Raw genomic sequence first — 16,137 nt, forward strand, 5'->3', positions numbered from 1 at the left:
AGAAGAAGAGAACTATGCGCTGTTCAGGCTGGCACAGGAGCCGGGGCCGATGGCATCCCGGTCCTTGTGGGAGGTGCTTTGCCCGGCGCCGCCTTCACCAGCGCGATGTGCGGTGGATAGGTGCGCACCGGCAGCACGATCAGGACGAGGAGGACGAAACCGGCCAGCCCGGCCAGGAACAGGTACTGGTCGCTTGCCACCATGACCGCCTGCTGGCGCACGATGGCCTCATGGAAGGCGCCCAGCGCCTCTGCGCTGCGCGCACTGCCATCTGCGGCCAGTGGCGGGGCGTGGCGCGGGTCGAGCACGGGGCCACGGATCAGCGCGAAGGCATGGCTCCCGGCCCGTTCGATCAGGCGCGTAGCATGCAGCTCGCCGCGAAAATGCGCGACCAGTTCGAGAAGGCACGTGCCCAGCGCCTGTGCCACCGCGCGCGGCATGTTGATAAGCGGGGAGACCTGCGGCCCCTCCTGGGGCACCACCGCGTTCGTCCCCATCATCAGCAGCGAGACGACGACGAACGCCTGACCCAGGCCCGAGATCGCCTGCCACATGTAGAACTGCTCACGGTTCCAGGCCGAGGTCAGCTGGCTGCAGCCGATGCAAGCGACGATCACGCAGACGAGGCCAAAACCGTTCACCCAGCGCGAATCCACCCAGTCCTGCTTCAGCACGTAGACCGCGAGCGGCAGGTAGAGAAACTGGAGCGCAGCGATCTCCAGCATAATCGTGGCCGACTGGAGCGGGCGGTAGCCCTGCACTTCGGCGAGGTAGGCCATCGGCACCGCCGAAGACGACATGCCGATCATGATGAAGCAGAACAGCGTGATCACCGCATAGGCCACATTGGGCCGTCCGAGCAGACGCACCCCGATGAGCGGAGCCGGACTGCGCCATTCGTTAAGGACGAAAAGCGGCACAGCTACCGCGCTCACCAGCCCGAGCACGCAGATGAGGGGCGAGTTGAACCAGTCGAGCCTGTTGCCGTGCTCCAGCATCGTCGTCAGCGCGCCCATCCCCAGAATGACAAGGGCCGTTCCGCTCCAGTCGCACTGGCGGATGCGCGCCAGGTTCATCGGGTCCTGCGGCATACCGTGCCACACCAGAAGTCCCGCCAGCGTGCACAGCGGGATCGCTTCCCAGAAGACGAAGCGCCAGTCGACGAACTCGGTCCACAGCGCCGCCACGCCCGCGCTGAGATTGGGAAAGAAGGTGGCGGTAAGGGCATAGCAGCACAGCCCCCAGAGCCGGATCGGCGGGGGAAGGAAACGCAGCGCGGCGGCCATCAGCAGGGGAATCGTGAAACCCTGGGCAAGGCCCTGGAAGATGCGCAGGAGGTAGAGAATCTCGATATTGGGTGCAAAGGGGATGAGCACGCTTGATGCGAGATTAAGGCCGATCGCAAAGAGCACGATGCGCCGCAACGTCACGACCGTCGACCAGAACGGCGAAAGCGCCATGCCGATCACCATCGCAGTCACGTAGAGGCTTTCGATCCAGGTGCCCGCGTCATGGCCGATGCCCATCGCGCCGCGCACGTCGACAAGGGCAATGGCGCTGACCTGGTCGTTGAATTCGGCCGCCATGGCCGCAACGATCGCGCCCGCAAGGCCCAGCAGGGGCTTCTTGTCCATACCCGTTCAGCCGCGCCCGACGGCACCGGCGCAGCGACAACCGCGCCCCACCCGCAGGACCGCGTCCTTCGTGTCATCTACCATGAATTGAACCCAATCTCTCAGTTGATTTAGGTCAACTGAGAGATTGGGTTGTCTTTGTCAACCGATGAAAGCGCCAACATCTGACAGCTTCGTTCCCACCGTGGGCACCGTTCAGCGCACGTCCGCCACGCCCCATTGCCGATTTGTTTCACGTCGGGGGGCAACAAGTTTCCCGTTCAAAAGTTGCCTCATGCAATCTCAATACGTAGACGATGGCCCTGATGAGCGAAGATACCCCCCCCAATCCGAACGTCAGCGAACTGACAGAGCGCCCATCCGGCTTCCGCATGGCGGTCAATCCACCGGTGTTCTTCACGTCCGCAGTCCTGATCCTCGCCTTCGCACTGGCGGCCGTGCTTGCCCCCAAGCGCGCGGAGCGGATCTTCACCCACGTCCAGGAGTTCCTGGTCCAGAATTTCGGATGGTTCTACATCCTGGCGGTGGCGGGTTTCCTCGTCTTCGTGATCTTCCTGATGCTCAGCCGCCACGGCAACATCAAGCTGGGGCCTGACGACAGCGAGCCGGAGTACAGCTACCTGTCCTGGTTCGCGATGCTGTTCAGCGCGGGCATGGGCATCGGCCTCGTCTTCTTCGGGGTCGCCGAACCGATCCAGCACTTCGCCTCGCCGCCAAGCGGCGAGCCCGGCAGCATCGAGGCGGCCCGGCGCGCGCTGGTGTTGACCTTCTTCCACTGGGGCGTGCACGCTTGGGCGGTCTACATCGTCGTTGGCCTGGCCCTTGCCTACTTCTCGTTCCGCCGTGGCCTTCCCCTCACCATCCGTTCGGCGCTGTTCCCGCTGATCGGGCGCAAGATCAACGGCCCCATCGGCGATGCCATCGACATCTTCGCGGTACTGGGCACCATGTTCGGTGTCGCGACCTCGCTTGGCCTGGGTGTGCTGCAGGTCAACGCGGGCTTCAGCTACCTCTTCGGCCTTCCCATCGACACCGCCGTGCAGCTGGTCCTGATCGCCGTCATCACCGCGCTCGCCACGCTCTCAGTCGTCCTTGGGCTCGACAAGGGCGTCAAGCGCCTGTCGGAACTCAACATCATCATGGCCGTGCTGCTGCTGGGCTTCGTGCTCTTTGCCGGTTCGACCGTGTTCCTGCTCCAGGCCTACGTCCAGAACATCGGCGCCTATCTGGGTGCCCTCGTCTCACGCACCTTCCGGATGTACGCCTATGAGCCCAACCCCTGGCTGGCGGACTGGACCCTGTTCTACTGGGGCTGGTGGATCGCCTGGTCGCCGTTCGTTGGCATGTTCATCGCGCGCATCTCGCGCGGACGCACCATTCGTGAATTCGTGGGCGGCGTGCTGCTCGTCCCCGCGCTCTTCACCTTCCTGTGGATGACCGTCTTCGGCAACACCGCGATCTCGCTCGACATGTCGGGCGTCGCCCCGATTGCCGAAACCGTGAAGAACAACATGCCCGTCGCCCTGTTCGAGACGCTGCAGGCCCTGCCCTTCGGCATGATCACCTCGTTCATCGCGACCATCCTCATCGTCACCTTCTTCGTGACCTCGGCGGACTCCGGCGCGCTCGTGATCGACATGATCACCTCGGGCGCGGCGGAAAACCCGCCGGTGTGGCAGCGCGTCTTCTGGGCGGTCTGCGCAGGCGGCATTGCGGCGGCTCTCCTGGTCGCGGGCGGCCTCGACGCGCTGCAGACCGCCGCGATCGCGAGCGCCCTGCCCTTCGCGATCATCATGGTCTTCATGTGCTATGGCCTGCTCAAGGCTCTGAACGGCGAACGTGAAGGCGAGTCGAGCGACCTTTCGGCCTCGCTCACGCCCGCAGCGCCGCGCGCCGAAATCAACTGGCAGCAGCGCCTGGGCCACATTGCCGGTGTCTTCCACCAGGCCGAGATCGACGCCTTCCTCACCGACACCGTCGGCCCCGCGCTCGACGCCGTGGCGGACGAGATGCGCGACAACGGCCTCGTGCCCGAACTCGACGCGGACAAGGGCCATGTACGCCTGACCGTGGCCCACGGCGATCGCGGCGATTTCGTATACCAGGTGCGCAGTCGTCCTTATCTCAAGCCCAGCTTCGTCTGGGCCGAAACGCGTAAGTCCCACGATTCCGAACGCCGCCACTTCCGCGCGATGGCGCAGGCCTCCGACGCCAGTGCCCCGCACGATGTCACCGGCTTCTCCCGTGCTCAGGTCATCGACGACCTCCTGACGCGCTACGGCCGCTTCCGGCACCTGCGCCGTATTTCGTGATACCCCAGCGCTGCGCGACCGGGTCGGTTCATCTGCCCCGGTAGTGCAGCGCCTTCACGAATTCGGAGAAGGCGGGCGTGGGCTGGCGGCGGCTCGGGTAATAGAGCTGGTAGCCCTCGAAAGGCAGCGAATAGTCTTCCAGCACGGCCTCCAGCGCTCCGCTTTCCAGATACTCGGCGGCATGGATGTCGAGCACGCACCCGATCCCCGCCCCATCGAGCGCGGCCTGCATGATCGGGAAGATGCTGTTGAAGATGAGCTGGCCACCCACGCGCACATCGAGCGCCTGCCCCTGCTCCTCGAACTCCCAGGCGTAGATCCCCCCGTTCGATGTGAAGCGGTAGTTGAGGCAGGCGTGATCGACCAGATCACGTGGCGTCCTGGGCCGTCCATGTTTCGCGAAGTAGTCGGGCGCAGCGACGGCGAGCATCCGCAGCGGCGGCGAAATCGCGACCCCGATCATGTCCTTCTCCACCACTCCGCCAAGCCGCACGCCCGCATCGGCGCCACTCGCCACGATGTCCGTGAAGCCGTTGTCGATGGTGACTTCGACGTTGATGTCGGGAAAGCGCGGTAGGAAATCGCGCAGCATCGGCCAGAGGATCTTGTGCGCGGCCAGTTCGTCCGAGTTCACCCGGATGTTTCCCGCCGGCCGGTCACGCAGCTCGGCCAGCCGGGCGATATCGGCCTCGATCCCATCGAGTTTGGCCCCGACCGACCCAAGCAGCCGTTCCCCGGCTTCGGTCGGCGAGACACTGCGCGTCGTGCGGTTGAGGAGGCGGATGCCCAGACGCGCCTCCAACGCCTTCATGCGATGGCTGAGCGCTGACGGTGTCACCCCCAGCTGTGCCGCTGCGCGGGTAAAGCTGCGCAGGCGCGCGATCGTGACGAAGGCAACGAAGTCGGACAGGTCATGGCGTTCCATTCCTGAGCCGTACTCATAAAGCATTCAAGAAAACACCCTCTAATTCAATTGCGAAAGATCCCCTAGAGGGCACACTCCCCGACCACGCACGGCATAGACCTGCCCGAACCGGACCTGATGACCATGAGCTCCCCGCACACCTCCCCCACCTCGCCACCGCCGTCTGAAAGCCCGGCCCATTGGGGCGCGGTCTATGCCATGGCCCTGTGCAGCTTCGTGCTGGTCGCTTCCGAATTCCTGCCCGTCAGCCTGCTGAGCCCGATGGCCGCCTCGCTTGACCTCACCGAAGGTCAGGCCGGTCAGACGATTGCGGCCTCCGGCCTCTTTGCCGTCATCGCCAGCCTCTCGCTCGGCCGTCTGACCCGCAGCTTGCAGCGCCAGCACGTCCTGCTGGCCCTGACCACGCTCCTCGTCATCGCGAGCGTGCTTGTCTCGCTGGCGCCCAGCTACGCCGTGCTGATGACCGGGCGCGCGTTCCTGGGCCTTGCCCTGGGCGGATTCTGGTCGATGTCCGCGGCCGTTTCGATCCGCCTCGTGCCCGATGCCGACGTGCCCAAGGCGCTGGCGATCATCAACGGCGGCAACGCGCTGGCGATGACGTTGGCCGCGCCGCTGGGAAGCCTGCTGGGCGGGTGGATCGGGTGGCGCGGCGCGTTCTGGTGCGTTGTCCCGCTGGCGGTCCTGGCCGTGGCCTGGCAGGCCTTCGCGCTCCCGCGCCTGCACCCTGACCGCAAGACCGAGGGCGGACGCCTGCTCGACCTGCTGCGCCATGCTCCCCTGACCGCGGGCCTCGTGACGGTCGCGCTCCTCTTCATTGGCCAGTTTTCGCTCTTCACCTACCTGCGCCCCTTCCTGGAACAGGTGACCGGCGTGGGCGTCTCGCTGCTCTCCACTCTGCTGCTCATCGTGGGCGGTTCGGGTTTCGTCGGCACGCTCGTCATCGGGCGCATCGTAGAGGGGCGCCTCTTTGCCCTGCTTGCCACGCTTCCGGCGGTCATGGCGGTGGTCGCGCTGGCCCTTGCCCAGTTCGGCGACATGCTGCCTGTTACCATCGCGCTGCTCGCCATCTGGGGCTTTGCCGCGACCTCCGCACCCGTCGCCTGGTGGACCTGGCTGGCCCGCACCGTGCCCGAAGACGCCGAAGCGGGTGGCGGCCTGATGGTCGCCATCATCCAGGTCGCCATTACCCTGGGCGCGACGCTGGGCGGGATCGGCTTCGACACGCTAGGCGCCGTGCACGAGTTCATGGTGAGCGCGCTTGTCCTCACCCTAGCGACCGCCGCCGCCATCGCGCTTGCCCGCTTCCAGAAGACCCGCGCAGTGACCGCCTGAACCGTAGGTCCCTTGCAAGGTCGGGGGCGTAATCCTTAGAACGCGCCCCATGTCCTTGCATATTCACGGAAGTTTGCCCCTCATCGCCGCCGCGCTCGTCGTCGCCCCTGCCCATGGCGCGCCGTCCGAGGCGGTCGAAAAGCCCTACCAGCGCGACTATTCCGAAGCCGAACTCTGCGCCGTTTCGCAGCGCGATGCCTTCACCGGCATTCTCGATCTTCGCGCAGCCGATGGCACCTTGCGCCGCCGTGTCGAATGCCGCGACGGGCGTAAGGACGGCCTCGACCGCCAGTTCTATCCCACGGGCGTCCTGGCGGTGGAGCGCAGCTGGAGCGAGGGCGCGCTCGATGGCCCCTACCGCCACTGGTCGGACGAGGGCACCCTCCTCGAACGCTGGACCTATGGCCCGAGCGGACTTGAGGGCGATTACTACGTCTTTCACGAAAACGGCCAGCTTGCCTCCAAGGCGCACTGGCGCGAGGGCAAGCGCGACGGGCCTTACATCAACTACGCACGCGACGGACGGCTCAAGGAATACGGTAACTACCGCAAGGGCCGTGCCGATGGCGACCAGGTGGAATACCGGGCTTCAGGCGCGGTCGGCCACAAGCACTACGCCATGGGGCGTCCTGTCGGTCCGCAACCGCTGTGGAGCAAGGACGGCACTCTCCTCGCCTTGGCCGAATACGACGAGGCGGGACGCTTCCTGCGCGGCGCGGCCTACAACCTGGACGGCTCGATGCGGCGCGAAAGCCATCCCCTCGACATTCCCGGGCACGGCCGCGGGCTGGAGACCACCGAGTACAACGGCTGCGAGACACGCACCGTCATCCAGAGCGGAACCGACGATCCGCGCCGCCTTGCCGAAATGGGCTATTCGCTAGCGCCCGGTGTCTATCGCCTGGAAACAATTCACCGCTGCGGCAAGCTGGTCGAGCGGGTCGAGGCCTTCGATCACGAACTTCTCACGCCCGCTTTCCACGCCGAGCCGCCCGACGACTGTCCTTAATCGGCGTTCCCAAGCGTATGGGCAATGGCGGCCTTCGCCAGCGGGGCCATGATCGCATAGCCCTTCGCGGTGGGATGCACGCCGTCCGAAGAGAGCCCCTCCCGCATCGCCCCGTCGGGGGCCGCAAGTGCGCTCCAGTAGTCGACATAGGTGAGCCCTTCGCGCGCCGCATAGGCCTTTAGCCAGGCGTTGAGCGCGCGCACCTGCGGATCGGGCGTTTTGTCGGGCGCCCAGGGAAAGGCCTTTGCCGGGGGCACCGAGCCCAGGATCACCTTGATCCCGTGCGCACGGGCGAGTTCGGCCATGGTCTCGATGTTGCCGGTGACCTGTTCCATCGTCGCGGCTCCGGTGTTTCCGGCGATGTCGTTGGTCGCGGCCAGGATATGGACCGCGCGGGGCTTCAGATTGAGCACGTCTTCGCGGTAGCGCACCAGCATCTGCTGCGTGGTCTGGCCCGAGATGCCCCGATCCACCCGGCCGCCCGTCCAGAAATCCGGGTCGATGTTCTGCCAGTTGTCGGTGATCGAATCGCCCATGAAGACGACCTCCACCGGAGCGTTCTTCGCCTTGAGCTCCGTGTTCGCCTCGGCGTAGCGGCACAACTGGCCGAAGTCGCGCGTCAGCATATGGAGGTTCCAGATGTGCCAGCCCTCACCATCACTGGGCATGGGATGGTGCGGGCACGGCTCCTCGACAATGCCCACCGGGTCCTGCGCATGGGGATCGCCGTCCACGCGCGTCTGCGCTCCGGCAGGCACCACGAGCGCTGCGCTCAGGGCTAGGGCTCCGGCAATCGCGGTGGCGGCATGACGCATGGGCTAACTCATCCTCTCTCTCGCGGGTCCCTCCCGCAGTCCTTTTGGCGAAGGCAGAGCTAGACCAGCGCGGCACGCTTGAAAACGGCGAATGTTCCCAGCCCCTTGGGCCTCGCAACCTTTTGCCCTGCCCTGGATTGCGATACGCGAAGGACTGGCAGGCCACGACGCCATCCCCGGGCCCGGACAAATCACAGGACACGAATTTGATGATACAGCTTTCCAGACGCCGGTTCGCAGGCGCCCTGCTGGCCGGGACCATGCTGGCCGGACAGTCCCGTGCGGCGACCCGGCAGGCTCCGAGAACGCCCAACATCGTCACCATCGTGCTCGACGATATCGGCTTTTCGGACCTCGGCTGCTTTGGCGGGGAAATCAGCACGCCCCACATCGACGCGCTGGCAAAGCGCGGCGTGCGCTACAACCGGTTTGACACCAAGGCCGTGTGCTCGACCACGCGCGCGGCGCTTCTTACCGGGCGCAATGGCCACTCGGTCAACTTCCCCGACGTGCCCGACACCAACTTCGGGCCCTTCGCCGAGCGCTACGACGCCGACGCCTTCCGCCTGCCCGATGACATCCAGACAACGGCAGAGGTCCTGCAGGACGGCGGCTACGCGACCTGGCTACTGGGCAAGTGGCACCTGATCCCCAGCGACGAACTGGAGCCGGGGACCTCACGCCGCAACTGGCCACGCCAGCGCGGGTTCGACTATTTCTACGGCTTCGCCAAAGGCTGGACCGACCAGTACAGGCCCGACCTGGTCGAAAACGACGACTACATCGACCCGGACCTGCCCAGCGACTACCACTTCTCGGTCGACATGGCGGACAAGGCCATGGCGCTCGTCTCGGCCCACGTGGACAATGGCGAGCGGGATCGTCCGTTCTTCCTGCAGATGGGCATGGGCGTTGCCCATTCGCCGATCCAGGCCCCGGCCGAATTCTCCGCGCGCTACGCCAACCGCTACCGGCGCGGGTGGGACATCGTGCGGGGCGAGCGCTTCGCGCGCATGAAGGAGATGGGGCTGATCCCTGCCAATTGCACCCTGCCCCCGCGCGAGGAGGATGACCGCGCCTGGGACGAATTGAGCGAGGACGAACAGCTCGTCTTCGCCCGCTACATGGAAGTCTACGCCGGTTTCATCGAGCATGCCGATGCCCAGATCGGCCGCTTGGTCGAGCATCTGCGCTCCCACGACCTGCTCGAAAACACGCTGATCCTCGTCCTCTCGGACAACGGGGCCGCGTCGGAGGCAGGCCAGCGTGGCTTCTTCGAGGGGCTCTACCAGGCCAATACGCTGACACCTGCCGAGCAGCGCGCGCGCATGATCGAGCTCGGCACGGTCGCCACACAGTCCGAATACCCCCGCCCCTGGGCGAGCGCGAGCTCGGCCCCGTTTCGCCGTTACAAGCTCTGGCCGTTCCTGGGCGGGGTACGCACCGCGCTGATCGTGTCCTGGCCCGCGCATGTCCGCACAGGCGGCGCGATCCGCGAGCAGTACGTCGATGTCATCGATGTCGGCCCGACCCTGCTGGACGCCGCTGGTCTCGACTTCGCGCCCACGGTGAACGGAACGCCGCAGCGCCCCGTGGCCGGTCGTTCGTTCCTGCGCACCCTGAACGATGCCCAGGCCCCGGGCCGCCAGCGCCAGTTCTTCGAGCTGCGCGGCAACCGCGCCATCACCGATGGAAACTGGCGTGCCGTTGCCCTGCACGATTGCGCCTCCGACACCTTTGCACACGATCAGTGGCAACTCTTCAACACGGCCGAGGACTTTGCCGAAGCCCATGACCTTGCCGCGAGCCACCCGCAGAAACTCGCCGAGATGCAGCGCCTCTGGCACAGCGAATGGACACGCTGGGTCGGGCCGGAACTGACCCCGCCGCCCGCCAGCTTCTGCATGTTGGCCGGAGACATGAGCGTTCCGCACTGACATGCAACCAACGAAAAGGCCCGGCCGCTCCCACGAGCGACCGGGCCTTTTTCACATCGGCAGATGCCTGGCTCAATGGCCGCGGCGATCCGGCACGTAGCGCTCACCCTTGCGGTCGGCCTCGATCTTGGCCTCGGTGTCGGGATAGAGGTCGTTCATCTTGCCCGGAAGGTTGGGCTCTGCGTACCACTCGCTCGGGAAGTCAGCCGCGCGGTGCCCATCCTTGTGGCGCAGGACCAGGCCCTTGCTGGCGCGCTGCGTGTAGGGGATGTCGTGCTTGCCGCGCTGGTTGGCGAGGTCGGCGTAGAGCGCGGCGCGCAGCTCGTTCTTGCGGTCAAGCTGCGCAGGATCCTCGATGCGGTTGTGCAGTTCCTCAGGGTCCTGCGCGACGTTGTAGAGTTCCTCGGTGTCCCAGATGCCGTGGTACTGAATGTACTTCCACCCGTCGCGCTCGATGGCGAACGTGGTCGGCGTCTGCGGGAACTGCCAGTCCCAGTAATACTCGTAGACGAAGTCGCCCGCGTTCCAGTTCTCCGGCGCGGTGCGCCCCTCGGCGAGCGAGAGAAAGCTCTTGCCTTCCATCTGTTCGGGCTCGGCCACACCCGCCAGATCGAGGAACGTCGGGGCGAGGTCAAGATTGCGCACAAGGTTGGGCACGGTCTTGCCCTCGGGCACGATCTCGGGCGCCCAGACCACCATCGGCACGCGCACCGAAGGCTCATAGGCGTTGCGCTTGTCGATCAGGCCATGGTCGCCGAACAGGAAGCCGTTGTCGGAATAGAACACGATCATCGTGCTGCGATCGAGCTTGTTCGTGCGCAGGTACGCGAGGATGCGGCCAAGGCTGTCGTCGACCGAACCCAGCGTCTCGTAATAGCGCCGGATGTACTCGGGCAGCGGCTCGTCGGTGTGGTAGGGGAAGTCCGCGCCGTGCCAGCTGTTGCGCTGGTTACGCACCCACATGGGCTTGCCTTCGTTGTTGCGCGGCGTGTCCGCCCAGCTCTCGGGCAGATCGACGGCAAGGTCCGCGTATTCGCCCTTGTGGCTCTCCTCGGGCGTCGGGTCGGAGTGGACCGCCTTGTGGCTGAGGTAGAGGAAGAAGGGCTGCTTCGTGTCGCGCTCCTTCAGCCAGTCGAGCGCGTAGTCGGTGAGCTCGGTGGTGATGTACTTCTTGCGGTTCACCTCCACGCCATCGACATTGAGCTGCTGGCGCTTGCCCGCCGCGATCTCCTCAGGCGAAAGACGCTCGGTCGGAAAGTAGGTGCCCTGCCCCTGGAAGCTGACCCAGCGGTCGAAGCCGGGGCGCGGGTCCGCGTTGGCATCGCCCATGTGCCACTTGCCGAAGAAGCCGGTCTGGTAACCCGCCTGCTGGAGGTAGCTCGGAAAGAAGGTGAGGCCCTTCTCGCTCGAATTGGTGTTGTCGATCACGCCGTGGTTGCGCGCGGTCTGGCCCGTCAGGATCGTCGCGCGGCTCGGGCTGCACAGCGACGAGGTCACCACCGCATTGGGAAAATAGGTCCCGTGGCTCGCCAGATAGTCGATGTTGGGCGTGTTGAGACCGGGCGTCAGGAAGCCCATGGCATCGAAACGCAGGTCATCGACAAGCACGAAGATCATGTTCATCGGCTTGCCATTGACGGTGCGCACCGGCTGCGCGCCCGCCTCGGCCGCAGGGGCCGCCGACTGCGCCTGCACCGGCGCGGTGGAGAGCGGCAGGCTGGCGATCGCCGCCGTGCCAGCGAGAGCAAGGGCGAGCTTCTTCATGCGCGCGCCAAGCGGGCTCTTGCGCGAGGGCAGGTTCTTCATGCCACACTTTCCTTCCGGGCAGATGCCTTGAGGCCGGCCATGCCCACCAGCAGCAGGACGAGAGCCAGCGGCGAGGCCACCGCGCACACGAGCGAAATGGATTCGCCCACCCGCGCCGGGTCGCCAAAGACGAGGTCGGTCACCAGCGCCACAGCCGTCGGGCCGAGGGTGGAGCCGATCAGGTTGATCGAGAGCATGTAGACGACCGAGACCATCGCCCGCATGCGGTTGGGCGTCAGCCCCTGCAGCGCGGCAAGGCCGCCGCCGAAGTTGAACCCGGCAAAGAAGTTCATCGCCCCGATCCCGGCGAGCGCCAGCGCGGCGGTCGGCATCAGCGGGAAGCCGATGGTAAGCGGGATCAGCGCGGTAAAGCCGATAACGGCCGCCTTGAGGTTGCCATAGGGCGTACGCTTTTCCAGCGCACTCGCCACGAAGCCGCCCGAAAGCGCGCCGCCGGTGCCGCAAAAGAACACGATCCAGCCATAGGACGCACCGATCTCGCTGATGTTCATGCCGTAGGAACGTTCCAGGAAGGCCGGGATCCAGGCGCCTGTGCCGTTGCCCACGAAGATCATCAGCGAAAAGCCGACGATGATCCCGAAATAGGCACGCCCATGCGTGCGCAGCTGGCTGAAGAAATGGCCCATGGGCGCGGCTGCAGGCTGAGCGTCACTGACGCTGCCCCGGCGCTTGGGCTCGCGCACGAGGAACATCGCCAGCGAAAGCAGCGCGCCCGGAATGCCCAGCAGCAGGAAGATGATGTGCCAGCCCTTCATCGTGCCGAGCATCGGAATGAGAACATCGGAATTGGGCGGGATCGCGCCTGCGATGAGACCACCCAGGATCAGCGCACCCGCGCCGCCGAAGTAGACGCCCATGTTGTAGACGCCCATCGCAAGGCCCAGCTTTTCCTTGGGAAAATAGTCGGCGAGGATCGAGTAGGCCGAGGGCGAAAGGCCGCCCTCACCCACGCCCACCGCGATGCGCGCGGTAAACAGGCCGGTAAAGCTGCGCACCATACCGCAGGCCGCCGTCGCAAGGCTCCAGATGAAGATCGAGGCCGCAATGATGTTGCGCCGGTTCGAGCGGTCCGCCACCCAGGCGACCGGGATCCCGACAAGGACGTAGAACAGCGTGAACGAGAGGCCGTAAAGCAGGCTCATCGCGGTATCGCTGACCCCGAAGTCCTCCTTGATCGGCTGCACGAGGAGCGCCAGCGCCTGGCGGTCGACAAAAGCCAGCGTGTAGGCCAGCATAAGCAGGATCGCGGCGGTCCACGCTTCGCGCGCAGGTGGCCAGGGCGCCTCGGTGGCGGCCTCGGATGCGGGGGTGGCGGTCATCGGGATCCTCTCGCAGTGCGCATTATCGTTTGCGCCGTGTTCTTTAGCGTGCAGTCTGGCGACACGAAGCGATTGCACCTGTACGAACTGTCTTGCAAGACAGGACGGCATGACGCAATGTAGCGCTAAATTGCTAGTAAAAGCTCGGGCCCTTGTCAACCAGCCCGGGGAAGACCGGGGACGTGGATGATGGACAAGAAAGTGGGCACACGGTCGCGCAGGCGTTCGGGCGGCGGGGTCACGATGGCCGCCGTCGCGCGCCACGCCGGTGTCTCCTCGATGACGGTTTCCAATGTTCTCAACAACAAGCCTAGCGTTCTTCCCGCCACGCGCGAGGCGGTCCTCAAGGCCATCGCCGAACTCGACTACCGGCCCAACACCGCCGCGCGAGCGCTGGCCAGCGCCAGCAATTACCGCATCGGCCTGTTCCACCGCGACAGCGACAGCGCGCTTTTGAGCGCGATGCTGGTCGGCGCGCTCAATGCCTCGGCCCGGCTCGGCGTCCAGCTCAACATCAAGGTCTACGACCAGAAGAGCCCGCTCGATTCGGTGCGCGAATTCCTGAGCACGTCACCCGACGGCCTGCTCCTGCCCCCGCCGCTGTGCGAACGGGTGAGCGCGGCAGGCCTACCTGAGGAATACGACGTGCCCATGGTCGCCCTCGCCTCGGGCCGGGAACTGGGCAACATGCACTGCGTGCGCATCGACGACGAACAGGCGGCCTACGAGACGACCGGCATCCTGCTGCGCGCAGGCCACCGCCGCATCGGCTTCGTGCGCATTCCCAGCCTTGCCGGGGAAAGCCGCTTTGCCGGCTACGCCCGCGCGCTCGCCGACCATGGCCTCGCGCTGGATGAAGCGCTGGTCTGGAACGCCCGGCCGACCTTCGATGCGGGCCTGCGCCTCGCCGAGGAAATACTGCCCGGCAAGCGCGCGATCACCGCCATGTTCGCAGGCAACGACGACATGGCCGCCGCCTTCGTGAACGTGGCGCTGCGCACGAACCTGCGCATTCCCGAAGATATCTCGGTGGTCGGCTTCGACGATACGCCCATCGCGGTGAAGATCTGGCCCGCGCTCACCACCGTGCGCCAGCCGCTTGGCGAGATCGCCGAAGTCGCCACGCGCCACCTGGTGGCCGAGTTGCAGGCGCGCGACAAGGAGACGAAGGCGGCTCCGGGCGGAACCACCTTCGTCGACTACCAGATCATCGAGCGAAATTCGGTTGCGCCCCCTTCGTCCTGAGGCGCGTTGCGACCCGAAGCGCTCTGGTTTCAGTAGCGAAGCTGCTCTTCGCCACAGAAGGGATCGACCGGGCTCACGCCCGTGAACGGCGCCTTGCCGAGCAGCCGTTCGACCAGCGCGGTCTGCACTGTAGGCAGCGCACTGTAGCCATTGATGTAGGTGCGCACGTCAGGCGCATCGTAAAGGTAATAGGGCTGCCCCAGCGAGATCATCAGCGTCGGTATCTCGCGCGAGAAGCGCTTCATCGCCTTGCGCGCGCCGCCGTGGAGCGCCGTCCAGTCCAGGTAGATGTGCGAGAGGCTGGCGGTTGCCTCCTGGCCGATGAGGTAGACGACAAGGTCGGTGTCCTCAGGAGCCGGAGGGGTCTCCGCGTCATACATGCGCAGGTCGAAACCGGCCCTGCGCATGTCCTCGCAGAACACATCCAGACTGCGCGGCAGCGCGCCGGAGATGAAATTCCAGCCTTCCTCGGCCAGCAGCACCACGCGCCTGTGGCGCGCAGGGTCGAGCGGCAGAAGCTCCTGCGTATCCTTGACCAGTGTGATGGCGCGCGCGTTCGCCTCGGCCGCCACAGCCTCGCTCTCGGGCGTGGAGAGGCGTGTCGTGCCCTCCTCAAGCGGGGGCACCCATTCATCCAGGGTCATGCGGTGAAGGCCAAGCCGGGCCTTCAGGGTCAGGATCATGCGCACGGCATCTTCCAGACGCTGCTCGCTCAGCGCGCCGCGGCGAAGGCCGTCCATCATGTGGCGATAGTCCCCGCCCGGATCGGGCGAGAACAGGAACATGTCACAGCCGTTCTCGATCACGGCGGGCACGGCCTCGGCGCGCTCCTGCCAGCCGGTGAGGCCGCCCATGGGCGTCGCATCGGACACGATCAGGCCCTTGAAGCCCAGTTCGCCGCGCAGGAGTTCGAGGTTCAGGCGCTTCGAAACCGACGCGGGCACGAACCGCCCGGCCCCGGCATCCGCGGGAAAGGCGGCGGGCAGCGCGATATGCGCGGACATCACCGACATCACGCCCTTGGCAAACATGGTGCGGTAGATCTTGCCGAAGCTCGCGTGCCACTCGTCCATGGAGAGGCCATTGACGCTGGTGACGAGGTGCTGGTCGCGATCATCGATGCCATCGCCCGGCCAGTGCTTGGCGCAGGTGGCGATGCCGCCCGCCTGGAGCACCTCGGTCATGATCCCGGCTTCGCGCAGGATCGTCGCCATGTCCGAGCCATAGGAACGTGTGCCCACGACCGGGTTGCGAAAATTGCGGTTGATGTCGACGACCGGACTGAAGGTCCAGTTGAAGCCCTGACGGCGTGCTTCGCGAAGGACGATCGCCGAGATGCGGCGCGAGAGGTCCTCGTCCGCGCAGGCGGCAAGGCCCATCTGGTTGGGAACGGCGGTGGCGAAGGCCTGGCTGACCGTGCCCCCTTCGATATCCCCGCTGATGAGCGGGGGAATGCGCGATTCCTGAATGGCCGCGCGGGTCGCTTCCCAGGCCGCCTTGAGGTCGTGCCCGGGGAAGCGATGGATCCCGCCCACGCCCAGTGCGCAGTGGCGGGAAATTTCGGCGAGGTCATCGCCGATCGAACTGAGTGCGAAGAGCTGACCGACCTTGCCCTCGACGCTGAGCGTGTCGAGCGTGCCCTCGACCCAGGCCCGATCCTCGGACGAAAGCGCCAGGGGATCGATGGTCACAGGGTCATTCAGTTCGCAGTCGGTCATCTAGGCCAGGTCCATCTTGGTGGCGGATGTGCTGGCGGCGGCCCTGGGAGGAGGAGGAGAGAGC

The 16,137-nt window shown here is 65.8% G+C and carries 11 protein-coding genes; 5 read left to right on the top strand and 6 right to left on the bottom strand.

Annotation, left to right across the window (positions count from 1 at the left end; genetic code table 11):
- Window positions 1–23: 23 nt before the first annotated feature.
- The gene (locus tag MTR65_RS01125; RefSeq protein ID WP_243796429.1) at window positions 24–1,634 is read right to left on the bottom strand and encodes an MFS transporter; all 1,611 of its coding nucleotides are present in this window, start codon (window positions 1,632–1,634) and stop codon (window positions 24–26) included.
- A 371-nt stretch (window positions 1,635–2,005) separates the two neighbouring features.
- On the opposite strand from MTR65_RS01125, the gene MTR65_RS01130 reads away from it, so the two are divergent.
- Window positions 2,006–3,946, top strand: a complete 1,941-nt coding sequence (locus MTR65_RS01130) for a BCCT family transporter (RefSeq protein ID WP_243796480.1) — start codon at window positions 2,006–2,008, stop codon at window positions 3,944–3,946.
- Window positions 3,947–3,974: 28 nt separating this feature from the next.
- Here MTR65_RS01130 and MTR65_RS01135 read toward each other — a convergent pair whose 3' ends face one another.
- Complete coding sequence (locus MTR65_RS01135) at window positions 3,975–4,871, bottom strand: LysR family transcriptional regulator (protein WP_243796430.1); 897 nt, start codon at window positions 4,869–4,871, stop codon at window positions 3,975–3,977.
- Between the two features lie 123 nt (window positions 4,872–4,994).
- Between MTR65_RS01135 and MTR65_RS01140 the strand changes: the two genes are divergently transcribed.
- Complete coding sequence (locus tag MTR65_RS01140; protein ID WP_243796431.1) at window positions 4,995–6,203, top strand: MFS transporter; 1,209 nt, start codon at window positions 4,995–4,997, stop codon at window positions 6,201–6,203.
- Between the two features lie 49 nt (window positions 6,204–6,252).
- Complete coding sequence (locus MTR65_RS01145; protein WP_243796432.1) at window positions 6,253–7,212, top strand: toxin-antitoxin system YwqK family antitoxin; 960 nt, start codon at window positions 6,253–6,255, stop codon at window positions 7,210–7,212.
- Here MTR65_RS01145 and MTR65_RS01150 read toward each other — a convergent pair.
- Window positions 7,209–8,027 (bottom strand): SGNH/GDSL hydrolase family protein, encoded by an 819-nt coding sequence (locus MTR65_RS01150; protein ID WP_243796433.1) that lies wholly within the window; start codon window positions 8,025–8,027, stop codon window positions 7,209–7,211. The two genes, MTR65_RS01145 and MTR65_RS01150, sit on opposite strands and share 4 nt — an antisense overlap.
- A 209-nt stretch (window positions 8,028–8,236) precedes the next feature.
- Here MTR65_RS01150 and MTR65_RS01155 point away from each other — a divergent pair, with 209 nt between their 5' ends.
- On the top strand, window positions 8,237–9,964 hold the full coding sequence (locus MTR65_RS01155) for an arylsulfatase (protein WP_243796436.1): 1,728 nt from the start codon (window positions 8,237–8,239) through the stop codon (window positions 9,962–9,964).
- A gap of 72 nt (window positions 9,965–10,036) precedes the next feature.
- On the opposite strand, the gene MTR65_RS01160 is transcribed toward MTR65_RS01155, so the two are convergent.
- Both MTR65_RS01160 and MTR65_RS01165 read right to left on the bottom strand, forming a co-directional pair.
- A complete protein-coding gene (locus tag MTR65_RS01160) occupies window positions 10,037–11,770 on the bottom strand; it encodes a sulfatase family protein (protein ID WP_243796438.1) in 1,734 nt (577 codons plus the stop codon).
- Window positions 11,767–13,110 carry an MFS transporter gene (locus tag MTR65_RS01165; RefSeq protein ID WP_243796441.1) on the bottom strand — a complete coding sequence of 448 codons (1,344 nt, stop codon included), beginning with the start codon at window positions 13,108–13,110 and terminating at the stop codon, window positions 11,767–11,769. The genes MTR65_RS01160 and MTR65_RS01165 overlap by 4 nt, the downstream gene beginning before the upstream one ends.
- A gap of 186 nt (window positions 13,111–13,296) precedes the next feature.
- On the opposite strand from MTR65_RS01165, the gene MTR65_RS01170 reads away from it, so the two are divergent.
- The gene (locus tag MTR65_RS01170; RefSeq protein ID WP_243796443.1) at window positions 13,297–14,355 is read left to right on the top strand and encodes a LacI family DNA-binding transcriptional regulator; all 1,059 of its coding nucleotides are present in this window, start codon (window positions 13,297–13,299) and stop codon (window positions 14,353–14,355) included.
- A 29-nt stretch (window positions 14,356–14,384) separates the two neighbouring features.
- On the opposite strand, the gene MTR65_RS01175 is transcribed toward MTR65_RS01170, so the two are convergent.
- Entirely contained in the window at window positions 14,385–16,073 is a 1,689-nt protein-coding gene (locus tag MTR65_RS01175; RefSeq protein ID WP_243796445.1) for a glycoside hydrolase family 3 protein, read from the bottom strand.
- Between the last annotated feature and the right edge of the window lie 64 nt (window positions 16,074–16,137).

This window comes from Novosphingobium mangrovi (genome assembly GCF_022818885.1).
Taxonomy (GTDB): Bacteria; Pseudomonadota; Alphaproteobacteria; order Sphingomonadales; family Sphingomonadaceae; genus Novosphingobium; species Novosphingobium mangrovi.

Excerpts from the sequence above, each read along its gene's own strand:
- MTR65_RS01150 (WP_243796433.1), bottom strand. The coding sequence starts at position 8,027 with ATGCGTCATGCCGCCACCGCGATTGCCGGAGCCCTAGCCCTGAGCGCA.
- MTR65_RS01170 (WP_243796443.1), top strand. The coding sequence starts at position 13,297 with ATGATGGACAAGAAAGTGGGCACACGGTCGCGCAGGCGTTCGGGCGGC.
- MTR65_RS01130 (WP_243796480.1), top strand. The coding sequence starts at position 2,006 with ATGGCGGTCAATCCACCGGTGTTCTTCACGTCCGCAGTCCTGATCCTC.
- MTR65_RS01135 (WP_243796430.1), bottom strand. The coding sequence starts at position 4,871 with ATGGAACGCCATGACCTGTCCGACTTCGTTGCCTTCGTCACGATCGCG.
- MTR65_RS01125 (WP_243796429.1), bottom strand. The coding sequence starts at position 1,634 with ATGGACAAGAAGCCCCTGCTGGGCCTTGCGGGCGCGATCGTTGCGGCC.
- MTR65_RS01160 (WP_243796438.1), bottom strand. The coding sequence starts at position 11,770 with ATGAAGAACCTGCCCTCGCGCAAGAGCCCGCTTGGCGCGCGCATGAAG.
- MTR65_RS01145 (WP_243796432.1), top strand. The coding sequence starts at position 6,253 with ATGTCCTTGCATATTCACGGAAGTTTGCCCCTCATCGCCGCCGCGCTC.
- MTR65_RS01140 (WP_243796431.1), top strand. The coding sequence starts at position 4,995 with ATGAGCTCCCCGCACACCTCCCCCACCTCGCCACCGCCGTCTGAAAGC.
- MTR65_RS01155 (WP_243796436.1), top strand. The coding sequence starts at position 8,237 with ATGATACAGCTTTCCAGACGCCGGTTCGCAGGCGCCCTGCTGGCCGGG.
- MTR65_RS01165 (WP_243796441.1), bottom strand. The coding sequence starts at position 13,110 with ATGACCGCCACCCCCGCATCCGAGGCCGCCACCGAGGCGCCCTGGCCA.
- MTR65_RS01175 (WP_243796445.1), bottom strand. The coding sequence starts at position 16,073 with ATGACCGACTGCGAACTGAATGACCCTGTGACCATCGATCCCCTGGCG.